The following is a 22,962-nucleotide window of genomic DNA, read 5'->3' as shown; positions in this document are numbered from 1 at the left end:
GAGCCGCGTCATCAACACACCTCTCTGCACTGAGTGCGGTATCCTTCTCTACTAGATATCTGCGTGCTAAGAGTAGCCACAGGTTCTATGAAAACGCTTTGGAATAATGACTGATTGGCATACTCTTCTCACTATACGCCTGTAATTTTACAAAATCATGACTCGTTATCATGCACCGTATGTCATCAATATAACAAGAAGATTTTATCATTATGTGAGATTATGCTACCACATTATCTCTATAAAGTTTGTTAAAGCGACTAGGAAAATACTGTTTGATGCTAAGCTTAGATAGACTTATTTATCTGCTTTTATGCCATTAACACATCATTATACTGGGTCTATTTTTATGAATTTTGTCCGAAATCGCGCTTAGTATATAGACATAATTTTGCTATAATCAACCCTCTTAATGATTGATATTACAGCGATTACTCATTGCCAGTTCTTGATAATTTTGTGGTAATCTTCCAATCACAAATTCGATTATACACTCCCTTAATGTTTGTATTTGAGCACATTTAGCACCATACTGTTTGCCTACAATATTTATCTATTTAGTGTCGTTAAATAGATAAATTCATTGCTTTATTTATCTTATTTTATAGATGGCTTCTTAAGATTTATATGAAGTTCATTGTCTGTCATGAGAGGCGTTGATGCTAGTATCATTAACTTTACATCAGTTTGCGTTGATCGCTCAGCATGAGCTGAGTGTCGCTGAAGGCTTCAATGTCATCACTGGTGAAACAGGGGCTGGCAAGTCGTTATTGCTGGATGCACTATCCTTGTGTAGGTGCACGCGCAGACAGCGCGATGGTCAGACATGGCGCAGACAACGCAGAGATTTATGCTCAGTTTGATGTACACAACAACAGCGTCATTGCCGAATGGTTTGCCAAGAATGATCGGGCGCTAGACGAGCCTGAAGTACTTATTCGGCGGCAGCTGAGCAATACTGGTCGCTCAAAAGCATGGCTGAATGGTTCGCCTGCCAGTTTGGCTGAGCTAAAAAGCTTGGGCGCATTACTGGTCAATATTCATAGCCAACATGCTCAGCAAGCCTTACTTAAGCCGCAGTTTGTGGTGAATTGGCTCGATGAGATGGCACAAATAACGCCACTCACGCGTCAGACAGCCAGTAGCTATCAGCAGTATCAGCAGCTAAAGCGTCGCGCTGATGATATTGCAAGTCGCGAGGCTCAGCGTCAAGACCGTATTCAACTTTTACAAAGCCAACTGGCAGACATCACCCCTCTATTGGCTGTGGACTATGCAGAAGTTGAATCTGAGCACGAGGAGCTCTCTAATATTGAAGCTTTGATGATGGAAGCCAGTCATGGCCTGCATCTGCTCGACAATGATACCGATGAGCCAGATGTAATGACCTTGCTCGGGCAAGTAATCAAACTTTGCGATCATCAAGTTGGTGTCAGCCAAACCTTTGAGCAAGCCTCTGAGCAGCTGCATTTGGCGCAGCAACAAATCACCGAGGTGACGGTGCTACTGTCAGATTATGCCGAGCAGCAACTGCCCGACCCTGAGCGCTTACAAGCATTAGACAATCTCATCAGTTTAGGTCATCGCTTATCACGTAAGTACAACTTGCCAGCGAGCGATTTGATTGATGAAGCAAAAGCTTGGCAAGAGCAATTAGAACAGTTAGAAAACGAGCCGAGCAGTGATGCGATGGCCGAGCAAATTGAGCAAGCTTGGCAGGATTATCTAGCACTGGCCACACAGCTAAATCAAGAGCGTACAAAAGCGGCACCAACCATTAGTAAACAGCTTATAGAACAACTACAACCGCTTGCCTTACCCAATGCGCGCTGCGAGTTCGTTTTTACCAAAAAGACAGAGCCTAGCCAGTACAATGCACATGGCTGCTACGATATTGATTTATTGTTCAGTGCCAATGTCGGTATGCCCATGCAGCCACTGCATAAAATCGCCTCAGGTGGTGAGCTGTCACGAATGGCGCTGGTCATGCAAGTCTTGCAAGCAACCAACGCTGATAACAACGCTGCCAAACCCATGCTCGTATTCGATGAAGTCGATGTCGGTATCAGCGGCGGTACGGCGCAGGTGGTCGGCGAGCTACTACGCGCGCTTGGGCAAACGCAGCAATTGCTCGCGATCACTCACCAAGCACAAGTCGCGGCGCAAGCGCACCAACATATCTTGGTACAAAAGCACCATCAAGAACAGACCGAAAGTGAACTGATAATACTGACAGGCAGCGCGCAAGTAGATGAGCTGGCGCGTATGTCTGGTGGCGTTACGATCACTGATGTGACTCGCGATCATGCTCGTAGCTTGCTGTCTGATGTCAAATGACACATTAATTGTCGTTAAATCATCCAGCACGATTCATCAAAAAAGTACTTGTTAAATCTTTGTGGCTATCAATAGCAGTTGGAGTGAATCTTGCTTTTCTACTGGTTATCACCATATAGTGGTCTCTCACCCTTACTATTCGGTTGTGTTTGTTTCTATGCCTAATACCAATTTGACCCATCACTTCTTAATTGCGGCGCCAGAGCTGTCAGACCCAAGGTTTGAGCAGGCGCTCATTTATATCTGCCGCCATGATAAGCATGGTGCGCTAGGTCTAATGGTCAATCGTCCGTTAGAGCAGGCGCGAGTGGGTAAACTGCTAGAAGATTTAGATATTGAAGTGACTAATCCGCAAGTGATGGAAGATGTGGCGTTAGAAGGTGGCCCTATGTATCCTGAGGTGGGCTTTGTGCTGCATACAGGTCAGCCTGAATGGGCGTCTTCTTTTGCGATTTCAGAGAATGTCTGCATCACCACCAGCCAAGATATTCTAAAGCGTATCGCGGCAGGTCAAGGTGTCGGTCACTATCAACTGTGCTTGGGTCATGCCAGCTGGGGCAAAAAACAGTTAGACCAAGAACTGGGTAATGGTGATTGGCTCGTCTGCCCTGCCGATCTGACTTTATTGTTTGATACGCCGTTCGAAGAGCGCTGGCAAATCGCCGCTGACAAAATCGGCGTCAACTTTGACTATCTTAGCAGTGACATCGGTCATGCTTAATAGCACATGCTCTATGAATACAGATAAAAAAGGATAGCCTTTAATATGGTATATAGCCCTTTTATAGCAAATGATGAAGATACCATTGATGATGACATTGACACTAATGGCAAGGTTAGTGGCAATATGAGTGACATTGAGATTGATGCCATTGAACCAAAGATCAAACCGCATCTTATTTTGGCGCTAGATTATGGTGTCAAAAAAATGGGCATGGCACTCGGTAATAGCTTGACCCAAACCGCACGCGCTTTTGACATCTTGGCGATGAATAATGGTCAGCCCGACTGGGACAACCTCATCGGTATTATCAAAGTCTGGGGCGTGGCACAAGTCGTGGTCGGCCTGCCACTTAATATGGATGGTAGCAGCTCCATGCTCTCAAAACGCGCACATAAATTCGCGCGGCGGCTGGCGCATAGAATTATGGAGCAGCATCTGCCAGTGACCGTATCATTATGTGATGAGCGTTTAACCTCTATCGAAGCAAGAGAAATCGCATGGGACAACGGCTGGATCAAGCATGAACGTGATCCGATTGATGATATCTCTGCTTGTATCCTGATGTCGACTTACTTTGCGGATCCAAATAGTAGTATCGCTATTGATGCGGTCAAAGCAGACTAATTAGGCAGATAGGTAGAAGAAACTGTTATTTCTGTCGCACCATTTTGCTACATCGTACCTACTCACAGATAAATGACTGATTACTATGACCACTGCCCTAGACCAAGACTTGCATACTAAGTCGCAATCTGGTTTTGCTCCGCTTGCTATTGCTCGTATTAGAGGCGCGCAGCGTGCAAATCAGATAGCGATTTACCTGATTTATGCTGCTATTTTCGCATTTACGGTCTTTGGTACTATTGCCAGTATCAAGACATTTCATGATAATCAACTACTGTATCAACTGTTTTACAATCTGCCCTATGCCTTGGTTGCATTGACCATTCCCATTACGCTTTATGATGCTTTTGTGGTTTATCGTTATCGCTTAAACCAACCCTCGATGATTGCCATGAGTATTGGCGTATCGACCATCATATTGATCGGTGGCTTATTATTTGCTGATACGGCATGGTTAGGACTGTCCTGTTGGTTGGGTGTGGCATTTTTATTCAAAGTCAGTTTTAAGCGCTTTTTTAACTTCTTAGACGTGGCAAATACTGACAAAGAGACAACAGCCGTAGACGATCTAGACAGTACACCTCAGTAAGTGATTAAACAAACGATCCATTCTTTAACCTACCTACTTAGCTTTACGATAATGACTATGACTACTTCTATACCAGATACGACCATCGACCATCATCTAGACACGCAGGGGCTGATCTGTCCTGAGCCTGTGATGATGCTGCACCGAGTCATCCGAAAAGCAGATAGCGGTGAGGTGATTGAGATACTGGCCACTGACCCTGCTACCACTCGCGACATTCCAAATTTCTGTCGTCATCTGGGTCATGAGCTGATGACTCAAGAAACACTGGCAGAAAACATCAACCTAGACGCTGACCCTGATGAAATCACTATTGATGGCGATGACACCATGCCAGCAAGCGCGACGCTGTATCGTTATGTGGTGAAGAAAAAAGTGGTTAACTTATATCTGACCTATATCCGAGCATCTTATGAGTCGTGACCGCGCCGTACAACAGCGTCAGCCCAAAGCGCTGGCAGTCGATGATGAACCGTCTTATATGACTGAGTTTCGTCAAGCCATGCTAGCACGTGGTTTGGCGACGCGTACCCGTAATGCGTATGTGCGCGACTTGCGTTCTTGTGAGTTGACCAACCCACTCGCCCTGACCCGCTGGCAGCCTGATGATGTGCTGCACTGCCTTTCGCTGCTTGCCCAAGATGGTAAAACCCCACGCACCCAAGCGCGTATGCTCTCAAGTCTGCGTCAGTTCTATTTATGGATGATAGCGAGCAATCTGCGCGAAGACAATCCCTGCGAGCGTATCAAAAGCCCAAAGCTTGGACGCCCGTTACCAAAGGATTTGGCCGAGGCTGATGTCGATAATCTCCTTGCCGCACCTGATACCAGTACGGCGCTTGGATTGCGTGACAAAGCGATGCTAGAAGTGCTCTATGCCTGCGGTTTGCGCGTCAGTGAGCTGATTAATCTGTCACTTGAACAAGTCAATCTAAACGCAGGCTGGCTACAAATCACAGGTAAAGGCAATAAAACCCGACTGGTGCCACTCGGTGAATACGCCAGCGATGCGCTAGAAGATTATCTGTCTCATGGGCGCGGCGATCTGATTGCCCATCTAAAATCTGGCAATTGCCAAGCAGTGTTTTTGACCGCGCAAGGCGGCTATATGACGCGGCAGAACTTTTGGTATCTTATCAAGCGTTACGCCAAAGTAGCCAGTATCGACAAGGAACTATCACCGCATACGCTGCGCCATGCCTTTGCCACGCATTTGCTCAATCATGGCGCCGATCTGCGTAGTGTACAGCTATTGCTTGGTCATAGTGATTTGTCTACCACACAGATTTATACCCATGTAGCGACGGCAAGATTGCAGCAATTGCATGCGGTGCATCATCCACGTGGTTAGCGCGAGCGCTTAATTTATATATTGACTCATCAGCAAAGGATCATACTGTGCCGCAATCTCAACCATCATCCAAGCCCACTCTCACTAACGCACAAGCATTTGCGCTAAAAAAACTTGACCGTGATGGGTTATTTGGAAGGCACGTCTTTTTGCTGCTACTGGGTATCGCCATGCCACTCAAATATATGCTGAATATGCCTGAAATGGTGGGCTACGTCGGGCCTGTGCATGGAGTGTTGTTCATCGCTTATATTGTGGTGCTCTTTATCACGGCACATAAAATCAAAATGTTTTTACCCTTTGGGCCGTTTGTGTTTGATCATGTGTTAAAGAAACGTTTGGGGGAGTAGTCTAGAAATTATTTTATTTACGGAAATTTATCCGTATGTGGTAATAGCAAGTTTGTAGACGTTGTGTGTAGTAAGCGATCAATGAGGTTGAGTAGTGACAGTATCGCTTCAAAATATTGAAGAATTCTTAGTAACAAAAAAAATTCAATGGTTTAGCGTTAAAAGCGAATAAGAGTAAGGTTATAAATATTTTTGGCGAGCCTATAGAATATGAGCCACAGAAAGGTAAAAATTACGAAATATACTCTTATGGTGTTTTACAATTTTATCTTCTAAACAGTGTAGTGATAGGTTTTACTTTTGACCATCAAAAGATTCATTACTACAGAGAGCCTTTTGAATATACGCCTATAGACCAAAAAATTATTTTCACATCTCTCAACATTCATAAAATTAATTATTCAGAAAGCTTATTATTAAGAAACTATAATGGAAGTACTGTTATAGTTAAGTCTAAATAAAAACGATACAGGATAATAAATTCATTTGATTAAACGCTATTTTTCTTGCTTGCTGTGACTATGTCTCCAGAGGCTGCGAAAAATAGCGTTTAATCTTATTGTATCGATTTTATAGTGAACCGACTATAGTACTGATAATGGTATCAGTCTGGGTTTGGTCGATAACAAACTGGTCGCCTTCGGATTACTATCATTAAGCGCATAATAAGGGTTATGAGTTAGTTAGTGATTTGATAATTCCTAGTAAAATAGGTATTGATCTTATTATTATCAAGGACTCTATCTTTGGTAAAGTCTAGGGTGTCTGAAACGGCTATACCGTGCCAAAGCGCTTGTGGAAAATCCTCAATAGATGCGTAGATTGTAGGTACAAGATAACGGTAATAATCGCCCATTTTGGTCGCACCCTCATAGCCTACTGGATAGTCATCACCTTCATTGTACCCGTCTACTGCAAAATATAAAAAGCAACCTTTATTTACCGATAAATTCGCATCACTGTAATTTTTTATTCGCTTAAGCTCAGCAGTTAATTCTTTAGTAATCTTATTGCGACTCATCATTTTGTTTTCGAAAAAGCAGTACAAGTCAATAATGTATCCATGCCATTTTCCAATTTTACCGACAGTGCTTATCGAAACTTTTTTGCGGTACCTATCCTTATTACTCCAATAAGAATATAGATCCACTATTAGCTCTCCCGCTTTATCCTGCGGATAGTTCGTATATGTTTTTGACTCCTCCCACATGTATTCATTTAAGTCATCTAACAATAGCTCAGCGTTAGGGATATTTAAAACTGACTGCGGTAGGTTACCCCAGCAGTTATTCACCAGAACGGCAATCCGTCCATTTTTATCCATGGCAAACCATGTATAGACGGTACCGAATGTTGGTGTCCAATCTTTATTAAGATTATTTGTCACATTATTGTCCTTTGAGTCACCGCTGTAGGATTTGTGCACTTACCTATTTTGATAAAAGCATAATTTATCTTTTAATAGTATCAATATTTTTTTAGCAGTTTGACTGAAAAACGTTTGTAATCCATAGCTGCAAACCTACCCTTTTCTCGCTACAATACCTGCCATAGCTTATTAACCTTTTACCTATCTATTATTTGAGAATCCCATGAGCCACTCTACAAACCACCGTCCCCCTGCCGACCTCCCTCAAAAAAGCCAAACACTGGCGCGAAGATATACATTTTACGGATGACGTACTAGGTAAGCCGTTTGATTTTGCAACCACGTGGGGTATTTTTTCACCGCAAAAGCTCGATGATGGCAGTTTGATGCTGCTTGATTATGTAGATTTCCAAGAAGATGATGATTCAATCGACTTGGGCTGTGGCTATGGTGTGCTTGGCATGACGGCGGCGCGCGAATGTCCAAACGGTCAGCATACTTTGATTGATAAAGATTTTATGGCGGTAGAATATGCGCGCCGTAACTGCGAAAAAATGGTCTAAAAAACGTCGATGTGCATTTATCCAATGGCTTTAATCATGTGGCAGCCGACAAAGACTTTAGCCTTGTGATGTCAAACTTGCCTGCCAAAGTCGGTAAAGAGCAGCATTATCTGTATTTCCTCGATGCTTATGCCCGCATGCGTCAAGGTGGGCGTTTTTATGTGGTGACGATCAATGGCTTACGTCAGTTTATGAAGCGCTCGTTTACCGAAGTGTTCGGTAATAGCGAAAAAAATCAAGCAGGGCAAAACCTATACGATTACTATGGCGACCAAAGATTAGTCTTCAGCATCCAACCATAAAGATCGTCATAAAAAAGCACGCTAAAATAGATCTAGCGTGCTTTTTGTTTTGTATGACCAACTGTCTTTCTACATCTGGCGTTTTATCAAATAACCACCCAATAGCGCACTACCGATAATCGGTAATAACACCATCAGCATGGGCGAAAATCCTGTAGCAAGCGATATAAATCCGACCAAGTCCTGAATATAGCTAAAGAGCAAGCCAAACAGCAAAGCCACCACGATACGCAAGCCCAAACTGTGCGTCCGTAGCGAGCCAAAGACGAATGAGCAAGCAACAATGACCAGTGACAATATTGATAAAGGTGATAATAGCTTTTGCCAAAACGCCACTTCATGATCCAAGGAGCGCTTGCCCTGCTCTTGCATAAACTGACGATGCTCGTATAGTTGCGTCAGAGACAAATCCTCTGCCTTGCGCGTCAGTAGATACACCGACTCTGGAGCGAATGGTAAGCTGAGCGTATCTGATGGTGAAACGGCTTGGCTACTCTCAAAGCCCTGATTAATGCTAAGCTCGACCATGTCGTTCAGCTGCCATTCGTAGCGATACTGCTCGCTTGGCTTGTCACTGGTCACATCGATAGGCTCACGCCCCGTATATTTTCCGCCATTAGCATGAACGGCCGTTTGCAGATTACCGTTGTTATCTAAATGCCAACGTTTTACCTCGCCGATATTACCGGCAACATCGGCATAATCGATATATAAAATATCACTGCCATCAGGTGTCGCGCTGCCATCTTGTGCATTTTCAAAGCGTGGCTGCACCGTCCAATAGCCGCGCACCGAAGTGACTAGCGATGTGTTGTCCTCATCGTTTATTTGCTTTGCCAATTGATTGGAATGCGGTAGCACGAACTGATTAATCGCCAATGCCAGTAGCACAAAAATGAAGGCAGGTTGTAACACCCAGCCGACGATACGATAGATGCTGACCCCAGCCGCACGCATGACGACCAGCTCACTTTTATTAGCAAGTAAGCCCAATCCTATGACGGCACCGAGTAGCGCACCCGTTGGGATGAATTGCTCTAAGAAGTAAGGCGAGCGATAAAAGATATACTTGAGTGCCTGCCCCATCGTATAACTGTCATCTAACGAATCGAGCTCTGATAAGTAAGAAAAGACCAGCTGTAACGCCCATAAACCAACGACGGCCGCGATAATAGCAAGTAAGGCGTTGAGTTTGACATAACGGCTGAGGACTTTTAAATTGGCAGGTTTTTTGGCCAGCTGACCAGCCCCTGCAGACTTAGCAAATAAAGAGCGCATTAAGACTGCCCTCCTTGTGAGCTATTGTGTTGATTGTCCAGACTGCTGATAGGCGCGGCGGCGGCTAATCTATTTTCTTGTTTACGAAAGCGCAGACGATGTTGCACACGGCTACCCCAATTCAAATAAAGCGCTAGTGCCATAAAGCCTAATACCAGCCATGCGTAAGCCCATACGCTAATACTGCCTTTGCTCACTGCGTTCTTAAGCGAGATGATGCCTAGCGCACAGCTGACAAATAATAAGATAGAGGGAAATAGACGCAACCAACGCCCTTGGCGTGGACGCACTGCGCAAGCGGTACAGCCAGCATCGGTGCGATAATCATCAGCCACGGCAGTGCCAGACGGTAGCCAAGCTCACCTTGAGCAGCACGCAGCGCATTATTGGTGTCAGCTTGTGCATCACCTGTTGCCGCCTGCCATAAAGGTCCAATCGGTTGGGTCTCGATATTGTCTTCAGTGATGACCTCTTGTGAGGGATTCGGTGAGGGTGATGCGATAACGGTCAAAGGCGACTTGATTGTATTTCAAGCTGCCTGCACCCACTTCGTAACGACGACCTTGAAACAAATCCAACTGGGTCACACCACTATTGCCCGTATTGACCTGTTCAGCACGCTTGGCGAGCGTGATGGTGTCTTTACTGATGTCTTTTGCATCTCTATTTATAATATCTTTTGGCATATCAGAGATGCCCATTTGATCAGCGGTTTCTTGATCAATCGTATTATTCATATCAGCGCTTTTGCCAGTATTGCCTTTTGGCGTCGGTTCAGATTGGATCAATATCACATCTTGTAGTTTTTTCTTATCATCGCTGAGACTACCCACGTATAGATGGTAGTTACCGCTGCTTATAAACTCATTCGGACGAATCAGATCAAACGCACTGGTCAATGCTTGCTGCTGCCACACCGCCTCGGATGAGCGTACGCCCCATGGTTTGCCTACAATAGATAGCGCCGCCTCACCGACAAACAACGCTAATATCAATGGTGTCATCAGGCGCGCCAGCCTACCGCGAGACACGCCGCTGGCATTGATGACAGCCATTTCTTGATCGACATATAAACGACCAAACACCAGCATCAACGCGATAAAAAAGGCTAGCGGTAATATCAATTCTAGAAAATACGGCAGGTTGTACCCGATGATCGTAAACAGCAGGCTAATATCCAAACGGCCTTCAGCAGCAATGCCAAAATAACGTATCAAACGACCGCCTAGCATCATTACTACCAAAAACCCCAGCACCAAAGCAGTGGTCAAGGCAACTTGTCGAGTCATATAGCGGCGTAATATCACAATGGGTACTCTTAAACAGTTGGTATGCGCATGATGGATTAGGGGGTCTATCGTCATATTTGAGCACAATAACAATGCATCATGGGCATCATATACGTTCAAATAATATTGACAATTACTGAGTGACTGATTAGTCCTACTCAACAAACACAAGCGACAAATATAACCGCTAATCCTAGCATGTTTTGCCTAAAAATGGCTGTGAAATGTGTTTGCAAACATTACGTACACCTTACTGATAGCGCATTACTATCGGTAGACGATAAACATATCAAATATCGGATAAATCGTTAATGAAATCTTATATGGAATTGGTTTAACAGGGTTTTCTCCAATACGTTTTTTATTTAGTTTGGAAAGGTTTGTTTGTCATTCGTATCATCGAATCTCTATCTCTGTTATTAATTGCTAAACTGACTGACGGATAAAACTATTTTTATGTCATCTAATGTGATGGAGAATACCAATGACTAATACCACATCTACGCCCGCAACCTTACTTGAACTTGCTGGTGGTGAGTTCGATACACTTGATTGGTCAAATTGCGCCCTCGTATTTATCGATTATCAAAACGAGTATGTCAATGGTGCCATGCCATTAGGTCAAGCAGGCGCTAAGGCCATCGACAACGCACGACTATTGCTGGATAAAGCCCGCAAGCAAGATGTCCCTATCTTTCACATCACCCATCACGGTGCAGAAAATGGCAATGTCTTTGATCCTTTATCATCTAACGTCGAGATCGTCGAAGAGCTACAGCCGCATGATGGTGAAACCGTGATTGTCAAAAACCATCCCAATGCGTTTTATGATACGCAGCTACAATCACTACTCCTCGTCTGCAAACAAACAACAAATTATTTTTGCAGGTTTTATGAGCCACATGTGCGTAAGTTCCAGTGTGAGAGCTGCCTTTGATCTGGGTTTTGACAATTTTGTCTGTCACGACGCCTGTGCCACTCGCGATCTCCCAAGTGCTACTAGAAAAACCATCAGTGCTGAGGTCATGCATGACACCGCGATGGCAGCGCTACAAGACAGGTTTAGTGCGTTAGTAACGACTGATGAGTTGGTGAAAGGTTAGCGTGAATCCCTAACCACTGATCAAGTAAAACGGTTCCGACATTTTACCTAAACGGTGCAAACTGCGTACCATCATCGCAATATGCTACACTATCGTGATTGCTCTACAAGCCAAATAATCCAATAATCTAACAGGCACCAGCAATTGCATCATTTTCATAACTCTAATAAGGATAACTATATGAATATCAAATTATCTCAGCACCTGCCAAAGACGCATACGCAAAAAATCCTCAAAAAAGAAGCCAAAAGTAAAGACGACGCTTGTCTGGTGGTCTTGGTCGATGATAAGAAAAACATCCTTGCCAACTCCATGCTGACAGACTATACCGCTCGTATTGAGCAATTGATTGAAGTCTCTCATTTTAAGGGCACAGCCTGTGAGACCGTTGCTGATTATGCATTGGCAGGGATAAAAAAACCACCAAACAAAACCCTGTACAGCTATTGTTGGTTGGTGTTGGTAACACGGACAAATTCAGCAATACCGTACTGCAAAAAATTGCCAAGACCATCTATAGCAGCACGCAAAAGCGTGTATCGTCTATTACCGTTGCCTTAGGTGATGCGCTAGAAGAAAGCCATTTTGGTCAATTTGCCCTAAACCTATTGGCAGCCAGCTATCGCTTTGACAAATATAAATCTGAGCAAGCAACGCCTGTATTGACTGATGTTTATCTGTTAGCTGATAACTCACTACAGCCTGCACTCGCATTTGCTGAGGCAGTATTCGCCGGTCAAAGCCTCACTCGTGACGTCGCCAATGAGCCAGGTAATATTTGTTTCCCTGCATATATGGCAGAGCAAGCACAAGAACTTGCAAAAACCTATCCTGACCTATTGACTGTCAAGGTACTCGGTGAAGACGAGATGTCAGCGCTGGGTATGAACTGTTTCTTATCAGTGGCTCAAGGTTCTACCAAAGAAGGTCAGCTTGTCATCATGGAGTACCGCGGTAAATCCTCATTTAGTGCAAACGCTGGCACCACCGAGCAAACGATTAGCAACGCAAAAGTGACTGGTCTAAAAAAAGCGCTCACTGATAAACTACCAACCAAAAAATCCGCTAAGAAAGCCGGCAAAGCTAGCGACAATAATGCACAAGCTACAAATGATGATGCGCCTATCGTCTTGGTCGGTAAAGGCGTGACCTTTGATTCAGGCGGTATCTCAATCAAGCCAGGCGCGGCAATGGATGAGATGAAGTTTGACATGGGTGGTTCAGCCTCAGTACTTGGTACTATCAAAGCTTTATGTGAAGCACGTCTACCAATCAACGTGGTCGGTGCGCTCGCCTGTGCTGAGAACATGCCATCAGGTGATGCCACGCGCCCAGGCGATATTGTCAAAGCCATGAATGGTAAATCTGTTGAAATTCTGAACACCGATGCCGAAGGTCGCTTGGTACTGGCTGATACTTTATGCTATGTACAGCGCTATAATCCAAAAGCCATCATCGATGTCGCCACATTGACGGGTGCTTGCGTGGTTGCATTGGGCCATGTGCGTTCGGCAGTCTTTAGTAATGATGAAGATGTGTTATTTGATCTCGAGAATGCGAGCAACTTATCAGGTGATCTTATCTGGCACATGCCACTTGATGATGAGTATCAAGCACTGATTGACTCGCCAATTGCTGATATCCAAAACATCGGTGGTAAAGGTGCGGGCGCAGTGACTGCCGCTTGCTTCTTGTCTCGCTTCATTGAAGAAGGTCAGGCATGGGCGCATTTAGACATTGCTGGTACCGCATGGAACTCAGGTAAAGACAAAGCTGCAACTGGTCGTCCAGTACCGCTATTTATGCAGTACCTGAAAAACAGCGCGGATATGGCTTAATCGATCAATGGCAGTGCATTAACGACCGTCTATTGATAAATGCTATTTTATCAAATACTTTATGAAAACCATTCTATGAAGATCAGTTTTTATGTATTAGTGAGAGTAAAGCCCAAGATTTCTTGGGCTTTATTTGTCAGTTGACTCAAACAGCGCTGAACAAAAGCACGCAGTCTTTGTTGATTTTGATCGAAGATGAAACGTTGCTAGCAGAGCTAGATAGAGCACTTTGGGCACAAGATGCCACGAGCTTTATACCGCATCAATGCCTGTCGGATATTCATTCTAAAGCCGCTGACTCTGACGCCGACAAATCTTTAGCGCCCGTATTGCTCGGCAGTTATATGCCAGCAGACTTTAATGGTATCGTGCTCAATACAACGACACGTCCGGTGACTGGCTTTATGGCTACGACCAATAATGCCAAGCCCTCTCGCGTCCTTGAGCTGATCCGACCTGATGCTACCAGTACCCAAGAAGGTCGCCACAAATATAAAGCCTATCAGCAATTAGGCTATGAGTTGACCCACTTTAGGGTATAGCGCTGCCGTTTATTTCTCTCTTTACCTTGTCACTACTTTTAACACGCCCTAGGCATTTTTGCTAATTTGCCTTCGTCTATACTTGCTCCACATTTGAGCACACTCGTTATATTTTACCTGTTACTTTTCACTTTATACGTCGCCTCCACTGCTATAGTCGAACCACTATTAAAGCGTTACAGCGTTAGACTCGTTTAGCCTACTACTGTAGTACTTGCACTCGTCTGCCTTGTACCACTTTTAATATTGATTGACTATATGAGCGGTATGCGAATATGTCAAAAAATGCTACCATCCCTCGATAAATTTTTGCTCAAACAATTCATTTACTTTTGACAGATGTCGAGGGATGTACAAATGCGTTCATTGATTGCGGTGTATCAGCGTATCGGGCTGGTGCCGCTCATTATTATTGGTTTGGTGTTGGGGGTGCTGATCGGTTGGCTAGCACCAAGTATCGGTATCGCCATAGGGCTACTTGGTACATTGTTTGTTGGTGCACTAAAAGCCGTAGCGCCTATACTGGTGTTCATTTTGGTCATGGCGGCGATTAGCCAACATCGCAGTGGCAATGAAGTCTATGTCAAGCCTGTGCTCATCATGTATATGTTTGGCACTTTTTTGGCTGCCTTAACTGCCGTTGGTGCCAGCTTTTTGTTCCCCACTGATCTGGTATTGGTCAACGCCGATATCGCGCAAGTTCCCCCCGCCGACCTAAAAGAAGTATTGACCAACCTATTGATGAATTTGGTTGCCAATCCGGTCAATGCCATCGCTGAGGCCAATTATATCGGTATCTTGGCATGGGCCATCATCATTGGTTTTGCGCTACGCCAAGCCAGCGACACAGCCCGCAATGTCGTTGGTGACTTTGCTGATGCTATCTCACAAGTGGTCAAGTGGATTATTGCCCTAGCGCCTTTTTGGTATTTTGGGTCTGGTTGCCAGTACGGTCGCTGAGACAGGCTTTGCCTCGCTAGCAGGCTATGCCCGTATTTTGATGGTACTGATCAGCTGTATGCTGTTTATCGCTTTGGTCGCAAACCCTATTATCGTGTTTGTTAAGACGGGCAAAAACCCTTATCCACTTGTGTTCAGATGTCTACGCGAATCAGGAATTACAGCCTTCTTTACGCGCAGTTCGGCTGCCAATATTCCTGTGAATATGAACCTAGCGCGTAAGCTTGGATTGCACGAAGATACTTACTCAGTGACCATCCCGCTAGGGGCAACTATCAACATGGCGGGTGCGGCGATTACCATCAACGTGTTAACCCTTGCTGCCGCTCACACCTTGGGCATTGAGGTGTCTTTTGCTTCAGCGCTTCTATTGAGTTTGGTGGCGACGATTAGTGCTTGCGGTGCTTCTGGTGTTGCTGGTGGTTCGTTGCTGCTCATTCCTTTGGCAGCGAGCTTATTTAGCATACCGAACGACATCGCCATGCAAGTGGTTGCCATTGGTTTTATCATCGGTGTGATTCAAGACTCGGCAGAGACGGCTCTGAACTCGTCAACTGATGTATTATTTACCGCAGCAGCTGATCCTACTTATTCACGTTAATTTTTAGCAAAGCATTTTCTGTCGATAAAAAAAGGCCTAATAAAGGCCTTTTTTTGTGCGGTATTTTAGGTCTTAACTACTTTATACTGTCGATCTCAACCTCTATGATAGGCGTTTGGCGCTCAGACTGACGTTTGAATTGACGCAGCTGCTCAACCTCATCTAACAGCTCAAGTATCAAGCCAATGGCAGGCACGCTGGCATCAAAATCACGGCTGAGTCGTGAGGCACGGCGCACGGTGGTCAGCTGATAGCCAGTGAATTGCTCACGTTCTGGCACATCGTATTCAATAATACTTTCTTCAATCAATTCGATGACCCATTGGCGCTCTTGGCCACAAGCAGAGACAAGCTCATCTAAGCTCATAATGATATCGGTAAATTCAGGCGAGTGTTTCATAGCTATTATCCTCGTTTTCTCTTTATTTCATCCTTGGTGCATTCATCTTGATGACTCACTATTGACTATCATGATGAATGTCGACCATCAAGCGCATGGATTAACGGTTGATAGTGGTGTCGGCAAAGGCTTGCTTGAGCTGCTCATAAGCCTGTCTTGCCGCATCGCTACTGACATCAGGGTTAATGATATTTAAGGTCAAGTATAAATCGCCCGCTTGCTTGGCAGGGATACCTTTGCCCTTTAGACGCAGATTGCTACCTGATTTACTGTTTTTGGGTATGGTCACTCCAAGCGTACCTGCTGGCGTGCTGACATTAATTTTTTCACCCAATGCGGCTTCCCATGGTGCGATATTGACAGTCTGGTAAACGTCTGCACCTTCGATACGGATATTGTCATCATGGCGGATTTTTACTTTTAAGAACAAATCACCATTTTTGCCGTTGCTACTGCCAGCAGCACCTTGCCCGCTCAAGCGAATTTGCTTGCCATCAGTAATGCCTTTTGGAATTTTAATTTTGAGCGTTTTGTTGTCGTAGCTCACCTCGCCATTAGGCTGACGCACAGGAACGTTTAACTTGATGCTATAGTTGTCCCCTTGATAAACCGAAGACAGATCGACCGTAATCTCGGCATGCTGGTCCTGACCTTTACTATCTTGCGTCCCAAAACCGCCACCGAAAGGGTCAAACCCTTGGCTTTGAGAGCGACCACTGGATGAACCACGCGCCCCGCGACCAAACGCTGAAAAAATATCATCGAAACGAAAGCCGCCATCGCCAAATGCTTCGCCATCGCCGAACTGGCCTTTGATATCCTCCCAGCGAAAACCGCCTTGCGACGCTCCCGCCTGACCGCCAAAACCACCAAACCCGCCTGCACCACCTTGTCCAGCGAACGGGTTGTCCAACATCGCATCGTATTCGGCACGTTTGTCTTTATCTCTAATGGTTTCATAAGCGTTATTAATCTCAGCAATCTTACTATCCGCGTCTGGATCATCACTGACATCAGGGATGGAATTGACGCACAAGCTTACGGTATTTTTTTTTGATCTCGGCGTCTGTGGCGTCTTTCTTGACCCCTAAAATGTCATAGTAATTTTTTTCTGCCATGTTATTTTCCTCAACATAAAAACATATCAGTCATACCGAAATGCCGACTGTAGAATGGATCATATCGATCAATATTAGTGTTCGGTATAGTCATTTTTTATAGTCCATACTTTATGATAGCAATAATCAAAATAAACACCGTTATAAAAATATTACCAGTAATCTTACCCATTCATTGCAGCATTTCTGTCATCACTGATGACCAATACTCACCACAAAAAAAAGAGCAAACAGTGACTGTTTGCTCTTTTTTAACGGCTCTAAGATACAGCGCTCAACATCGATCAATTAATGGTCAAAATAAATGATGTGAGGTATTGATAGCGTTTCTTATCGACAGAAAACTTTAGCCGTACGAGGGGTATAAATGCCAAAAGTGACCAAACCTAGTGCGATGTCTTTGGCTTCTTGTACTGTTTGAACTTTGGCAACATTTTGTGCGCCGCCGCATACTTCAGCAGCGTTTACAGTCTGTTCTTGCCCAATACCACCAATAAAGAAGGTCTGTGACTTAGTATATTCTGGAGTGGTATTTTGAGTTGGTTGAATAAGACCTGTTTGGGTTGCACAACCTGATACCAATAATACTGAACCCATCACTGCCATTGTTAGTAGTTTTTTCATATTCATTATTCCTTACTTGCAGTAAACACGGACTTGGCGTGGGGTATAGATACCTGAAGATATAAAACCTAGCGCAATATTGATAAAGTTGCTTTGCGTTTGGATACTAGCCACATTCTCTTTGCCTTGGCAAACTTCGGCCGCATCAATGTCTTGCTCTTGACCCAAACCGCTGACAAAGAAAGTCTGCATTTTATCAGCATCAGCCTTTGTAGCGGCTGTCGGTGCAGTCGATGAAGACACAAGATAGTTTTGCGTCGCACATCCTGGTGTCAAAACAGCGAGCAATGCCACAGCAACAATTTTTTTCATACGTGACTCCATTAGTTAATATTTGTTGGGTCGAAAACTCTAATCTTAAAGTCTCATTTATGCAACTGTTTTGTAAGAAAACTTATAGAAATATATCTCTATAGTAAATATTGCTCTAGATGACTTCCTAGAATGCTTTATATCACTGACTTTTATTGATGTAACGAAAATTGAAAAATATAAGATAAAGCTCTGCACACGACAAAAAACAAAAAAGTCTGTTAAAGCAAAGGCATAATAGTAATTTTTAAGACGAATAGACCATGCCAAACTTTAACAGACTTAGTGAGACTTTAACCCAAAACCTGAGCATGAACAAGGCAAGAATCAATTGTTTGAGCCTAATGATAATAGCCCTGATTACTGCTCAAAGCAGTAATCTTAAAAAAACAGCAAGACACCTTCCTAAGGGTGGCAAGACCGACAGTCACTATCGCAGACTACAGCGATTTTTTGCCGAAGCGAGGATAGACTACGATCAACTGGCTTTAATGATATATCGACTATTTGGGCTAGGCGAAGTCACCTTAACCATTGACCGCACCAACTGGAAATGGGGTAAAAGTAACCTCAACATCTTTATGTTAGGGGTGGTATATAAAGGGATAGCCATCCCCTTATACTGGCAAATGCTAGATAAGCGAGGTAATACAAACCATCTTGAACGCTGTGAACTTATTGAGCGGTTTATCAAACAATTTGGCAAAGATAACCTTGAGATGATAGTAGCAGACAGAGAGTTTGTTGGCGAAAATGGTTTAACTGGCTCACCAATAATCACATACCCTTTGCCATACGGATTAAGAAGAACAGTAAAGTTAAGAATCATCATGGCAAGTTGGTACAGATTAAAGAGTTATTGCGCCATGTTAGCCATCAAGAAACATATCGACATGGGCGAATACTGACTGTCGATGGTTGTTTGGTTCGAGTATTTGCCAAGCGTGATAAAGACTATGGTTTAGTGATTGTCGCAACCAATCAACTAGAAACAGTGGATGCGATGACAAGCTATGCTAAGCGTTGGGAGATTGAGACTTTATTTGCTTGTCTAAAGGGCCGTGGCTTTAATCTTGAAGATACCCACTTAACCCATCTTGATCGGGTCAGTAAATTAGTCGCAGTGAACGCCTTAGCATTTTGTTGGGCTTATCATGTCGGTATTTATAAAGACAAAGATAAGCCGTTAAAGCGCAAGTTAAAGTCAAACGCTCGACCTCAAGCCAGTTTGTTTGCGCTTGGCCTGGATGTGTTGATTGAGGGCCTTCACTTGGTGTTCTTTAACAATGATAAGACTGTATTTCGACAGTTAGTTAGCTTTTTAACCCCTAAACCTATGAAAATCGGGTGGGGATGATTTTTTTGTCGTGTGCAGAGAAGATAAAGACAAAAATAAAGCCGCCTAATGATTACTAAAAGTGATGAGACCGTCTTTTTTACTCAATGATTGTTGTTTATATTTACTGAAATATTCCAACCGCTGTTTTTTAACAGCCATGAACCACCATGTTTTTCTTAACGACTTGCCATACGATATGACCAATTTTCTCAAACAGTCTAAAGCAATCAATAATTTTGTTTTTTTTACAGTTTAGTAATAAAGTAGAAAGTTTTTATTACAATAAAACAGACTGTTTTCGGTAGGCTTTTCGCGGTCAAAACTTACTATATCGATAGTATTCGTATTTATATATCACTTATTTGCATTTTGTTATTTACTTTCTGGTCTCTTGTCGACTTCTTAGTAAGAATTATTCTCTATAAGCCTATGCTCGGTACTCATTCTTCCATTATTTTTAGTCAAAAATGATATTTTTCCCTTAAAAAACAAGCATTTGACCTCGTGAGTTTTTTTACACGGCTGTAATAGTTTGACAATCTATATCTTGTAAAATCCCCTCCTTATTCATACTCATAGGGGTATGACAACATAGGCAAGCATCGCTGTCTATTTCATAAATTGCTTATAGGTCATGAATGTCATATTTAATTAAGTCTTTGGTTGTCACGTTATCACTATTACTGAGTACCACAGTTTTTGCGGCCAATACCAGTTATTACGGCAGCAAGTTTCATGGTAAACGCACTGCAAGTGGTAGTATCTTTAACATGAACTCACTAACCGCTGCCCATCGCACGTTACCGTTTGGCACAAAAGTTCAAGTGACCAACCAAAAAACAAAAAAAAGTGTCGTGGTCAAAATCACAGACCGAGGCCCCTATATTCGAGGCCGTATTCTTGATTTATCGAAAGCTGCTGCTAGTCAAATCGATTGCCAGCTTTGTACGACCACAATGAAAGTACTGTCCTACGGTGATGGTAAATACCGTAAAGAATAATGTTGCAAAAACGATAAAAAAGGGAGGGCTGATGCCCTCCCTTTTTTATGTTTGATTACTTACGACGAAAATCGCTTAACAGCCAAATCTCATATAACTTGCTACTAAAATTCCGCTTCCATTTCTTCTAGCGTCGTCATCGATAGCAGCAATTTTTCTTCGTTATCGCTGTGCTGCTGCTGTAGCGCGGTTTGCTCATTCAATAAGACCAGTAAGTCCGCCTTACGGCTTTCTTCGTACAACTTGGTATCAGCCAGCTTTTCCTCAAGCGTTGCAAGCTGCCCTTCAATCTTGGCAAGTGCTTTTTCTGTCTCTTCAATCTCACGGCGGATAGGTGCAGTGCGCTTACGCTGTTCAGCGGCTAATTTGCGTTGTTCTTCTTTACTAAGCGCTGGGGTCGCAGTGTTACTTTTTGATGAATTATCAGGTGCTGTATTGCTCACTTGATTGGTCACTTGGCTATTGCCTGTTTCACGTGAAACCAATTTTTTGCTCTCTTTCTTGCTTTTCTTCTTACTGCTACTTTTGTCTGATGCGTTTTCTTGCTTACGCTTTTCTGCCAGCCATTTGCCGTAGTCACTGATGTCACCGTCAAACTCATCGATTTGACCATCATGTACCAGATACAGTTCATCACAGACATTGGCAATTAGCTCACGATCATGCGACACCAATACCACCGCGCCCTGAAACCCTTGCAAGGCGATCGTCAATGCTTGGCGCATTTGTAAGTCCAAATGGTTGGTTGGCTCATCGAGGACAAGGACGTTGGGACGTTGCCAGACGATCAACGCTAAGGTCAAGCGTGCACGCTCACCACCAGAAAACAGCTCACTTGGCGTATCGATACGATCACCACGAAAATCAAAGCTGCCCAAAAATGAGCGTAACACGGCATCAGAGGTCTTGCCTGCTAGGCGGCGCAGCATTTCTATCGGCGTGGCTTTGGCATCCAAGATATCCATTTGATGCTGATTAAAGTAGCCAAGCTTAAGGGTGTCTGACACGCGGTAAGTACCTGACAAAATTTTCAGCTCACCGACCAATGCCTTAATAAGTGTGGATTTACCTGCGCCATTCATGCCCAATAGGCCAATACGCGTATCCGGCGTCACTTGCACATTGGCATCACGCAGTAGCGGCGTCTCGCTGTAGCCAATATCTGCATGGGTCAGCTCAATCAGCGGTGAGCTCATGTTTGCCGGTTCATAAAAGCGAAAAGAGAATGGGTTATCAGCCATCATTGGTGAGAGCTCCGACATGCGCTCTAGCTGTTTGATACGGCTTTGGGCTTGCTTGGCTTTACTGGCTTTGGCACGGAAACGACGAATGAAATCATCCAGATGTGCCTTGGTCGCTTCTTGCTTCTCAAACGCTTGCTGCTGCTGCGCCATGCGCTCGTGACGGGTGCGAATGAACTGTTGATAATTACCCGTATAAAGGGTTATTTTTGTTGTTCGACGTGCAAGATATGACCGACGGTAGCATCCAAAAACGCTTGGTCATGCGAGATGACGATGACCAGTCCAGTATAAGCATTGATCCAAGTCTCAAGCCAGAGAATGGCGTCTAAGTCTAAATGGTTAGTCGGCTCATCGAGTAGCATCAGATCAGCGCGGCTCATCAAAGTTTTGGCGAGGTTTAAGCGCATGCGCCAGCCACCTGAAAACCCTGAGACAGGCAGCTCGTGCTGGCTGGTGTTAAACCAAGGCCTGCCATGATTTGTGCCGCTTTGGTTGGCGTACGGTAGCCATCGATTTCATCGAACTGCTGATGCAAGACGCCAATTTGCTCATCACTGACGCTACTTAAGTCATTGAGCGCTGCATTGATCTCATACCACTGCTCATCACCGCTCAACACGTAATCAATTGCCGTCTGATCACTGGCTCCGACTTCCTGCGCCATATGCGCGACATGCCAGCTATCAGGAATACTGACCTCACCTTTATCGAGCGTGACCTCGGTATCGCCCTTGCCCATTTGCGTCAACAATAAGGCAAATAAAGTCGATTTGCCGGTGCCGTTGTTGCCTGTTAAGCCAACTTTGTGACCTGGATGTAGCTGAAAGCTTGCACCTGCAAACAATTCACGACCATCACGGCGAACACCAACGTCTTTAAATTCGATCATATAATTTCTTCATCTCAGCAATAATATAAATATAGGGCAATAAGAAACACACATAGGGTATGCCAACTGGCGGCTATTATTTCAAACGCTTGCCGCATAGGCAAACTATTAAATAACTATTTCAAAACGAAGTGTTTTAAAATTAAGTATTTATGCCAATGACCCTAGATTATATAATCCTTGTCAGCCTATCGATACGAATGACTATAATAAGG

General features: G+C 44.1%; 16 protein-coding genes and 8 pseudogenes. 16 read left to right on the top strand and 8 right to left on the bottom strand.

From position 1 onward, the window contains the following. Positions 1–659 precede the first annotated feature (659 nt). The 7 genes and pseudogenes from recN to PKHYL_RS00380 all read left to right on the top strand — a co-directional run bounded on the left by recN (position 660) and on the right by PKHYL_RS00380 (position 5,975). Positions 660–2,337 (top strand): annotated as a pseudogene (gene recN, locus PKHYL_RS00410) (DNA repair protein RecN). Positions 2,338–2,494: 157 nt separating this feature from the next. After that, a complete protein-coding gene (locus PKHYL_RS00405; RefSeq protein ID WP_071002612.1) occupies positions 2,495–3,058 on the top strand; it encodes a YqgE/AlgH family protein in 564 nt (187 codons plus the stop codon). Positions 3,059–3,184: 126 nt separating this feature from the next. After that, on the top strand, positions 3,185–3,685 hold the full coding sequence (gene ruvX / locus PKHYL_RS00400) for a Holliday junction resolvase RuvX (protein WP_071003723.1): 501 nt from the start codon (positions 3,185–3,187) through the stop codon (positions 3,683–3,685). An 85-nt stretch (positions 3,686–3,770) separates the two neighbouring features. Continuing rightward, on the top strand, positions 3,771–4,274 hold the full coding sequence (locus tag PKHYL_RS00395; protein WP_071002613.1) for a hypothetical protein: 504 nt from the start codon (positions 3,771–3,773) through the stop codon (positions 4,272–4,274). Between the two features lie 57 nt (positions 4,275–4,331). Then, positions 4,332–4,697, top strand: coding sequence for a sulfurtransferase TusA (tusA, locus tag PKHYL_RS18430; protein ID WP_442966103.1), 366 nt, complete (start codon positions 4,332–4,334; stop codon positions 4,695–4,697). Next, a complete protein-coding gene (gene xerD, locus PKHYL_RS00385) occupies positions 4,687–5,625 on the top strand; it encodes a site-specific tyrosine recombinase XerD (protein ID WP_071002615.1) in 939 nt (312 codons plus the stop codon). Before tusA ends, xerD begins: the two co-directional genes overlap by 11 nt. Positions 5,626–5,672: 47 nt before the next feature. After that, positions 5,673–5,975, top strand: a pseudogene (locus PKHYL_RS00380) (DUF3817 domain-containing protein). 679 nt (positions 5,976–6,654) lie between these two features. Here PKHYL_RS00380 and PKHYL_RS00375 read toward each other — a convergent pair. Then, positions 6,655–7,362, bottom strand: coding sequence for a hypothetical protein (locus PKHYL_RS00375; protein WP_227517129.1), 708 nt, complete (start codon positions 7,360–7,362; stop codon positions 6,655–6,657). 205 nt (positions 7,363–7,567) lie between these two features. On the opposite strand from PKHYL_RS00375, the pseudogene PKHYL_RS17910 reads away from it, so the two are divergent. Next, positions 7,568–8,189 (top strand): annotated as a pseudogene (locus PKHYL_RS17910) (class I SAM-dependent methyltransferase). 89 nt (positions 8,190–8,278) lie between these two features. Here the strand turns inward: PKHYL_RS17910 and lptG are convergent. Together lptG and PKHYL_RS00355 are read right to left on the bottom strand one after the other, a co-directional pair. Beyond that, entirely contained in the window at positions 8,279–9,487 is a 1,209-nt protein-coding gene (lptG, locus tag PKHYL_RS00360) for an LPS export ABC transporter permease LptG (protein ID WP_071002618.1), read from the bottom strand. After that, a pseudogene (locus PKHYL_RS00355) lies at positions 9,487–10,776 on the bottom strand (LPS export ABC transporter permease LptF). The gene lptG and the pseudogene PKHYL_RS00355 overlap by 1 nt, the downstream one beginning before the upstream one ends. Before the next feature lie 484 nt (positions 10,777–11,260). Between PKHYL_RS00355 and PKHYL_RS16995 the strand changes: the two are divergent. The 5 genes and pseudogenes from PKHYL_RS16995 to sstT all read left to right on the top strand — a co-directional run bounded on the left by PKHYL_RS16995 (position 11,261) and on the right by sstT (position 15,820). Further along, positions 11,261–11,713 (top strand): isochorismatase family protein, encoded by a 453-nt coding sequence (locus tag PKHYL_RS16995; RefSeq protein ID WP_269778209.1) that lies wholly within the window; start codon positions 11,261–11,263, stop codon positions 11,711–11,713. Then, the gene (locus PKHYL_RS16990; RefSeq protein ID WP_332835913.1) at positions 11,697–11,879 is read left to right on the top strand and encodes a hypothetical protein; all 183 of its coding nucleotides are present in this window, start codon (positions 11,697–11,699) and stop codon (positions 11,877–11,879) included. The genes PKHYL_RS16995 and PKHYL_RS16990 overlap by 17 nt, the downstream gene beginning before the upstream one ends. A 180-nt stretch (positions 11,880–12,059) precedes the next feature. After that, positions 12,060–13,717 (top strand): annotated as a pseudogene (locus PKHYL_RS00345) (leucyl aminopeptidase). A 140-nt stretch (positions 13,718–13,857) separates the two neighbouring features. Further along, positions 13,858–14,259 carry a DNA polymerase III subunit chi gene (locus PKHYL_RS00340; RefSeq protein ID WP_240365717.1) on the top strand — a complete coding sequence of 134 codons (402 nt, stop codon included), beginning with the start codon at positions 13,858–13,860 and terminating at the stop codon, positions 14,257–14,259. A 357-nt stretch (positions 14,260–14,616) separates the two neighbouring features. Then, a pseudogene (sstT, locus tag PKHYL_RS00335) lies at positions 14,617–15,820 on the top strand (serine/threonine transporter SstT). A 76-nt stretch (positions 15,821–15,896) separates the two neighbouring features. On the opposite strand, the gene PKHYL_RS00330 reads toward sstT, so the two are convergent. The 4 genes and pseudogenes from PKHYL_RS00330 to PKHYL_RS00315 all read right to left on the bottom strand — a co-directional run bounded on the left by PKHYL_RS00330 (position 15,897) and on the right by PKHYL_RS00315 (position 18,274). Next, a complete protein-coding gene (locus tag PKHYL_RS00330; RefSeq protein WP_071002623.1) occupies positions 15,897–16,220 on the bottom strand; it encodes a chaperone modulator CbpM in 324 nt (107 codons plus the stop codon). A gap of 100 nt (positions 16,221–16,320) precedes the next feature. After that, positions 16,321–17,338 (bottom strand): annotated as a pseudogene (locus tag PKHYL_RS00325) (DnaJ C-terminal domain-containing protein). A gap of 330 nt (positions 17,339–17,668) precedes the next feature. Then, entirely contained in the window at positions 17,669–17,962 is a 294-nt protein-coding gene (locus PKHYL_RS00320) for a Bor family protein (protein ID WP_071002625.1), read from the bottom strand. A 12-nt stretch (positions 17,963–17,974) separates the two neighbouring features. Beyond that, positions 17,975–18,274 (bottom strand): Bor family protein, encoded by a 300-nt coding sequence (locus PKHYL_RS00315; RefSeq protein ID WP_071002626.1) that lies wholly within the window; start codon positions 18,272–18,274, stop codon positions 17,975–17,977. A gap of 263 nt (positions 18,275–18,537) precedes the next feature. On the opposite strand from PKHYL_RS00315, the gene PKHYL_RS00310 reads away from it, so the two are divergent. From PKHYL_RS00310 to PKHYL_RS00300, 3 genes are all read left to right on the top strand, one after another. Continuing rightward, complete coding sequence (locus PKHYL_RS00310; protein ID WP_240365716.1) at positions 18,538–19,182, top strand: hypothetical protein; 645 nt, start codon at positions 18,538–18,540, stop codon at positions 19,180–19,182. Beyond that, entirely contained in the window at positions 19,068–19,631 is a 564-nt protein-coding gene (locus PKHYL_RS00305; protein WP_332835978.1) for a transposase, read from the top strand. The genes PKHYL_RS00310 and PKHYL_RS00305 overlap by 115 nt, the downstream gene beginning before the upstream one ends. A gap of 620 nt (positions 19,632–20,251) precedes the next feature. Continuing rightward, positions 20,252–20,614, top strand: a complete 363-nt coding sequence (locus PKHYL_RS00300; protein ID WP_058024720.1) for a septal ring lytic transglycosylase RlpA family protein — start codon at positions 20,252–20,254, stop codon at positions 20,612–20,614. Positions 20,615–20,718: 104 nt separating this feature from the next. Here PKHYL_RS00300 and PKHYL_RS00295 read toward each other — a convergent pair. After that, positions 20,719–22,747, bottom strand: a pseudogene (locus PKHYL_RS00295) (ATP-binding cassette domain-containing protein). Positions 22,748–22,962 lie beyond the last annotated feature (215 nt).

The sequence above is a fragment of the Psychrobacter sp. KH172YL61 genome, from assembly GCF_007182895.1.
GTDB classification, from domain to species: Bacteria; Pseudomonadota; Gammaproteobacteria; order Pseudomonadales; family Moraxellaceae; genus Psychrobacter; species Psychrobacter pacificensis.
Note: the sequence above shows the minus strand (reverse complement) of the source record. Positions and strands in the feature narration are given on the sequence as shown.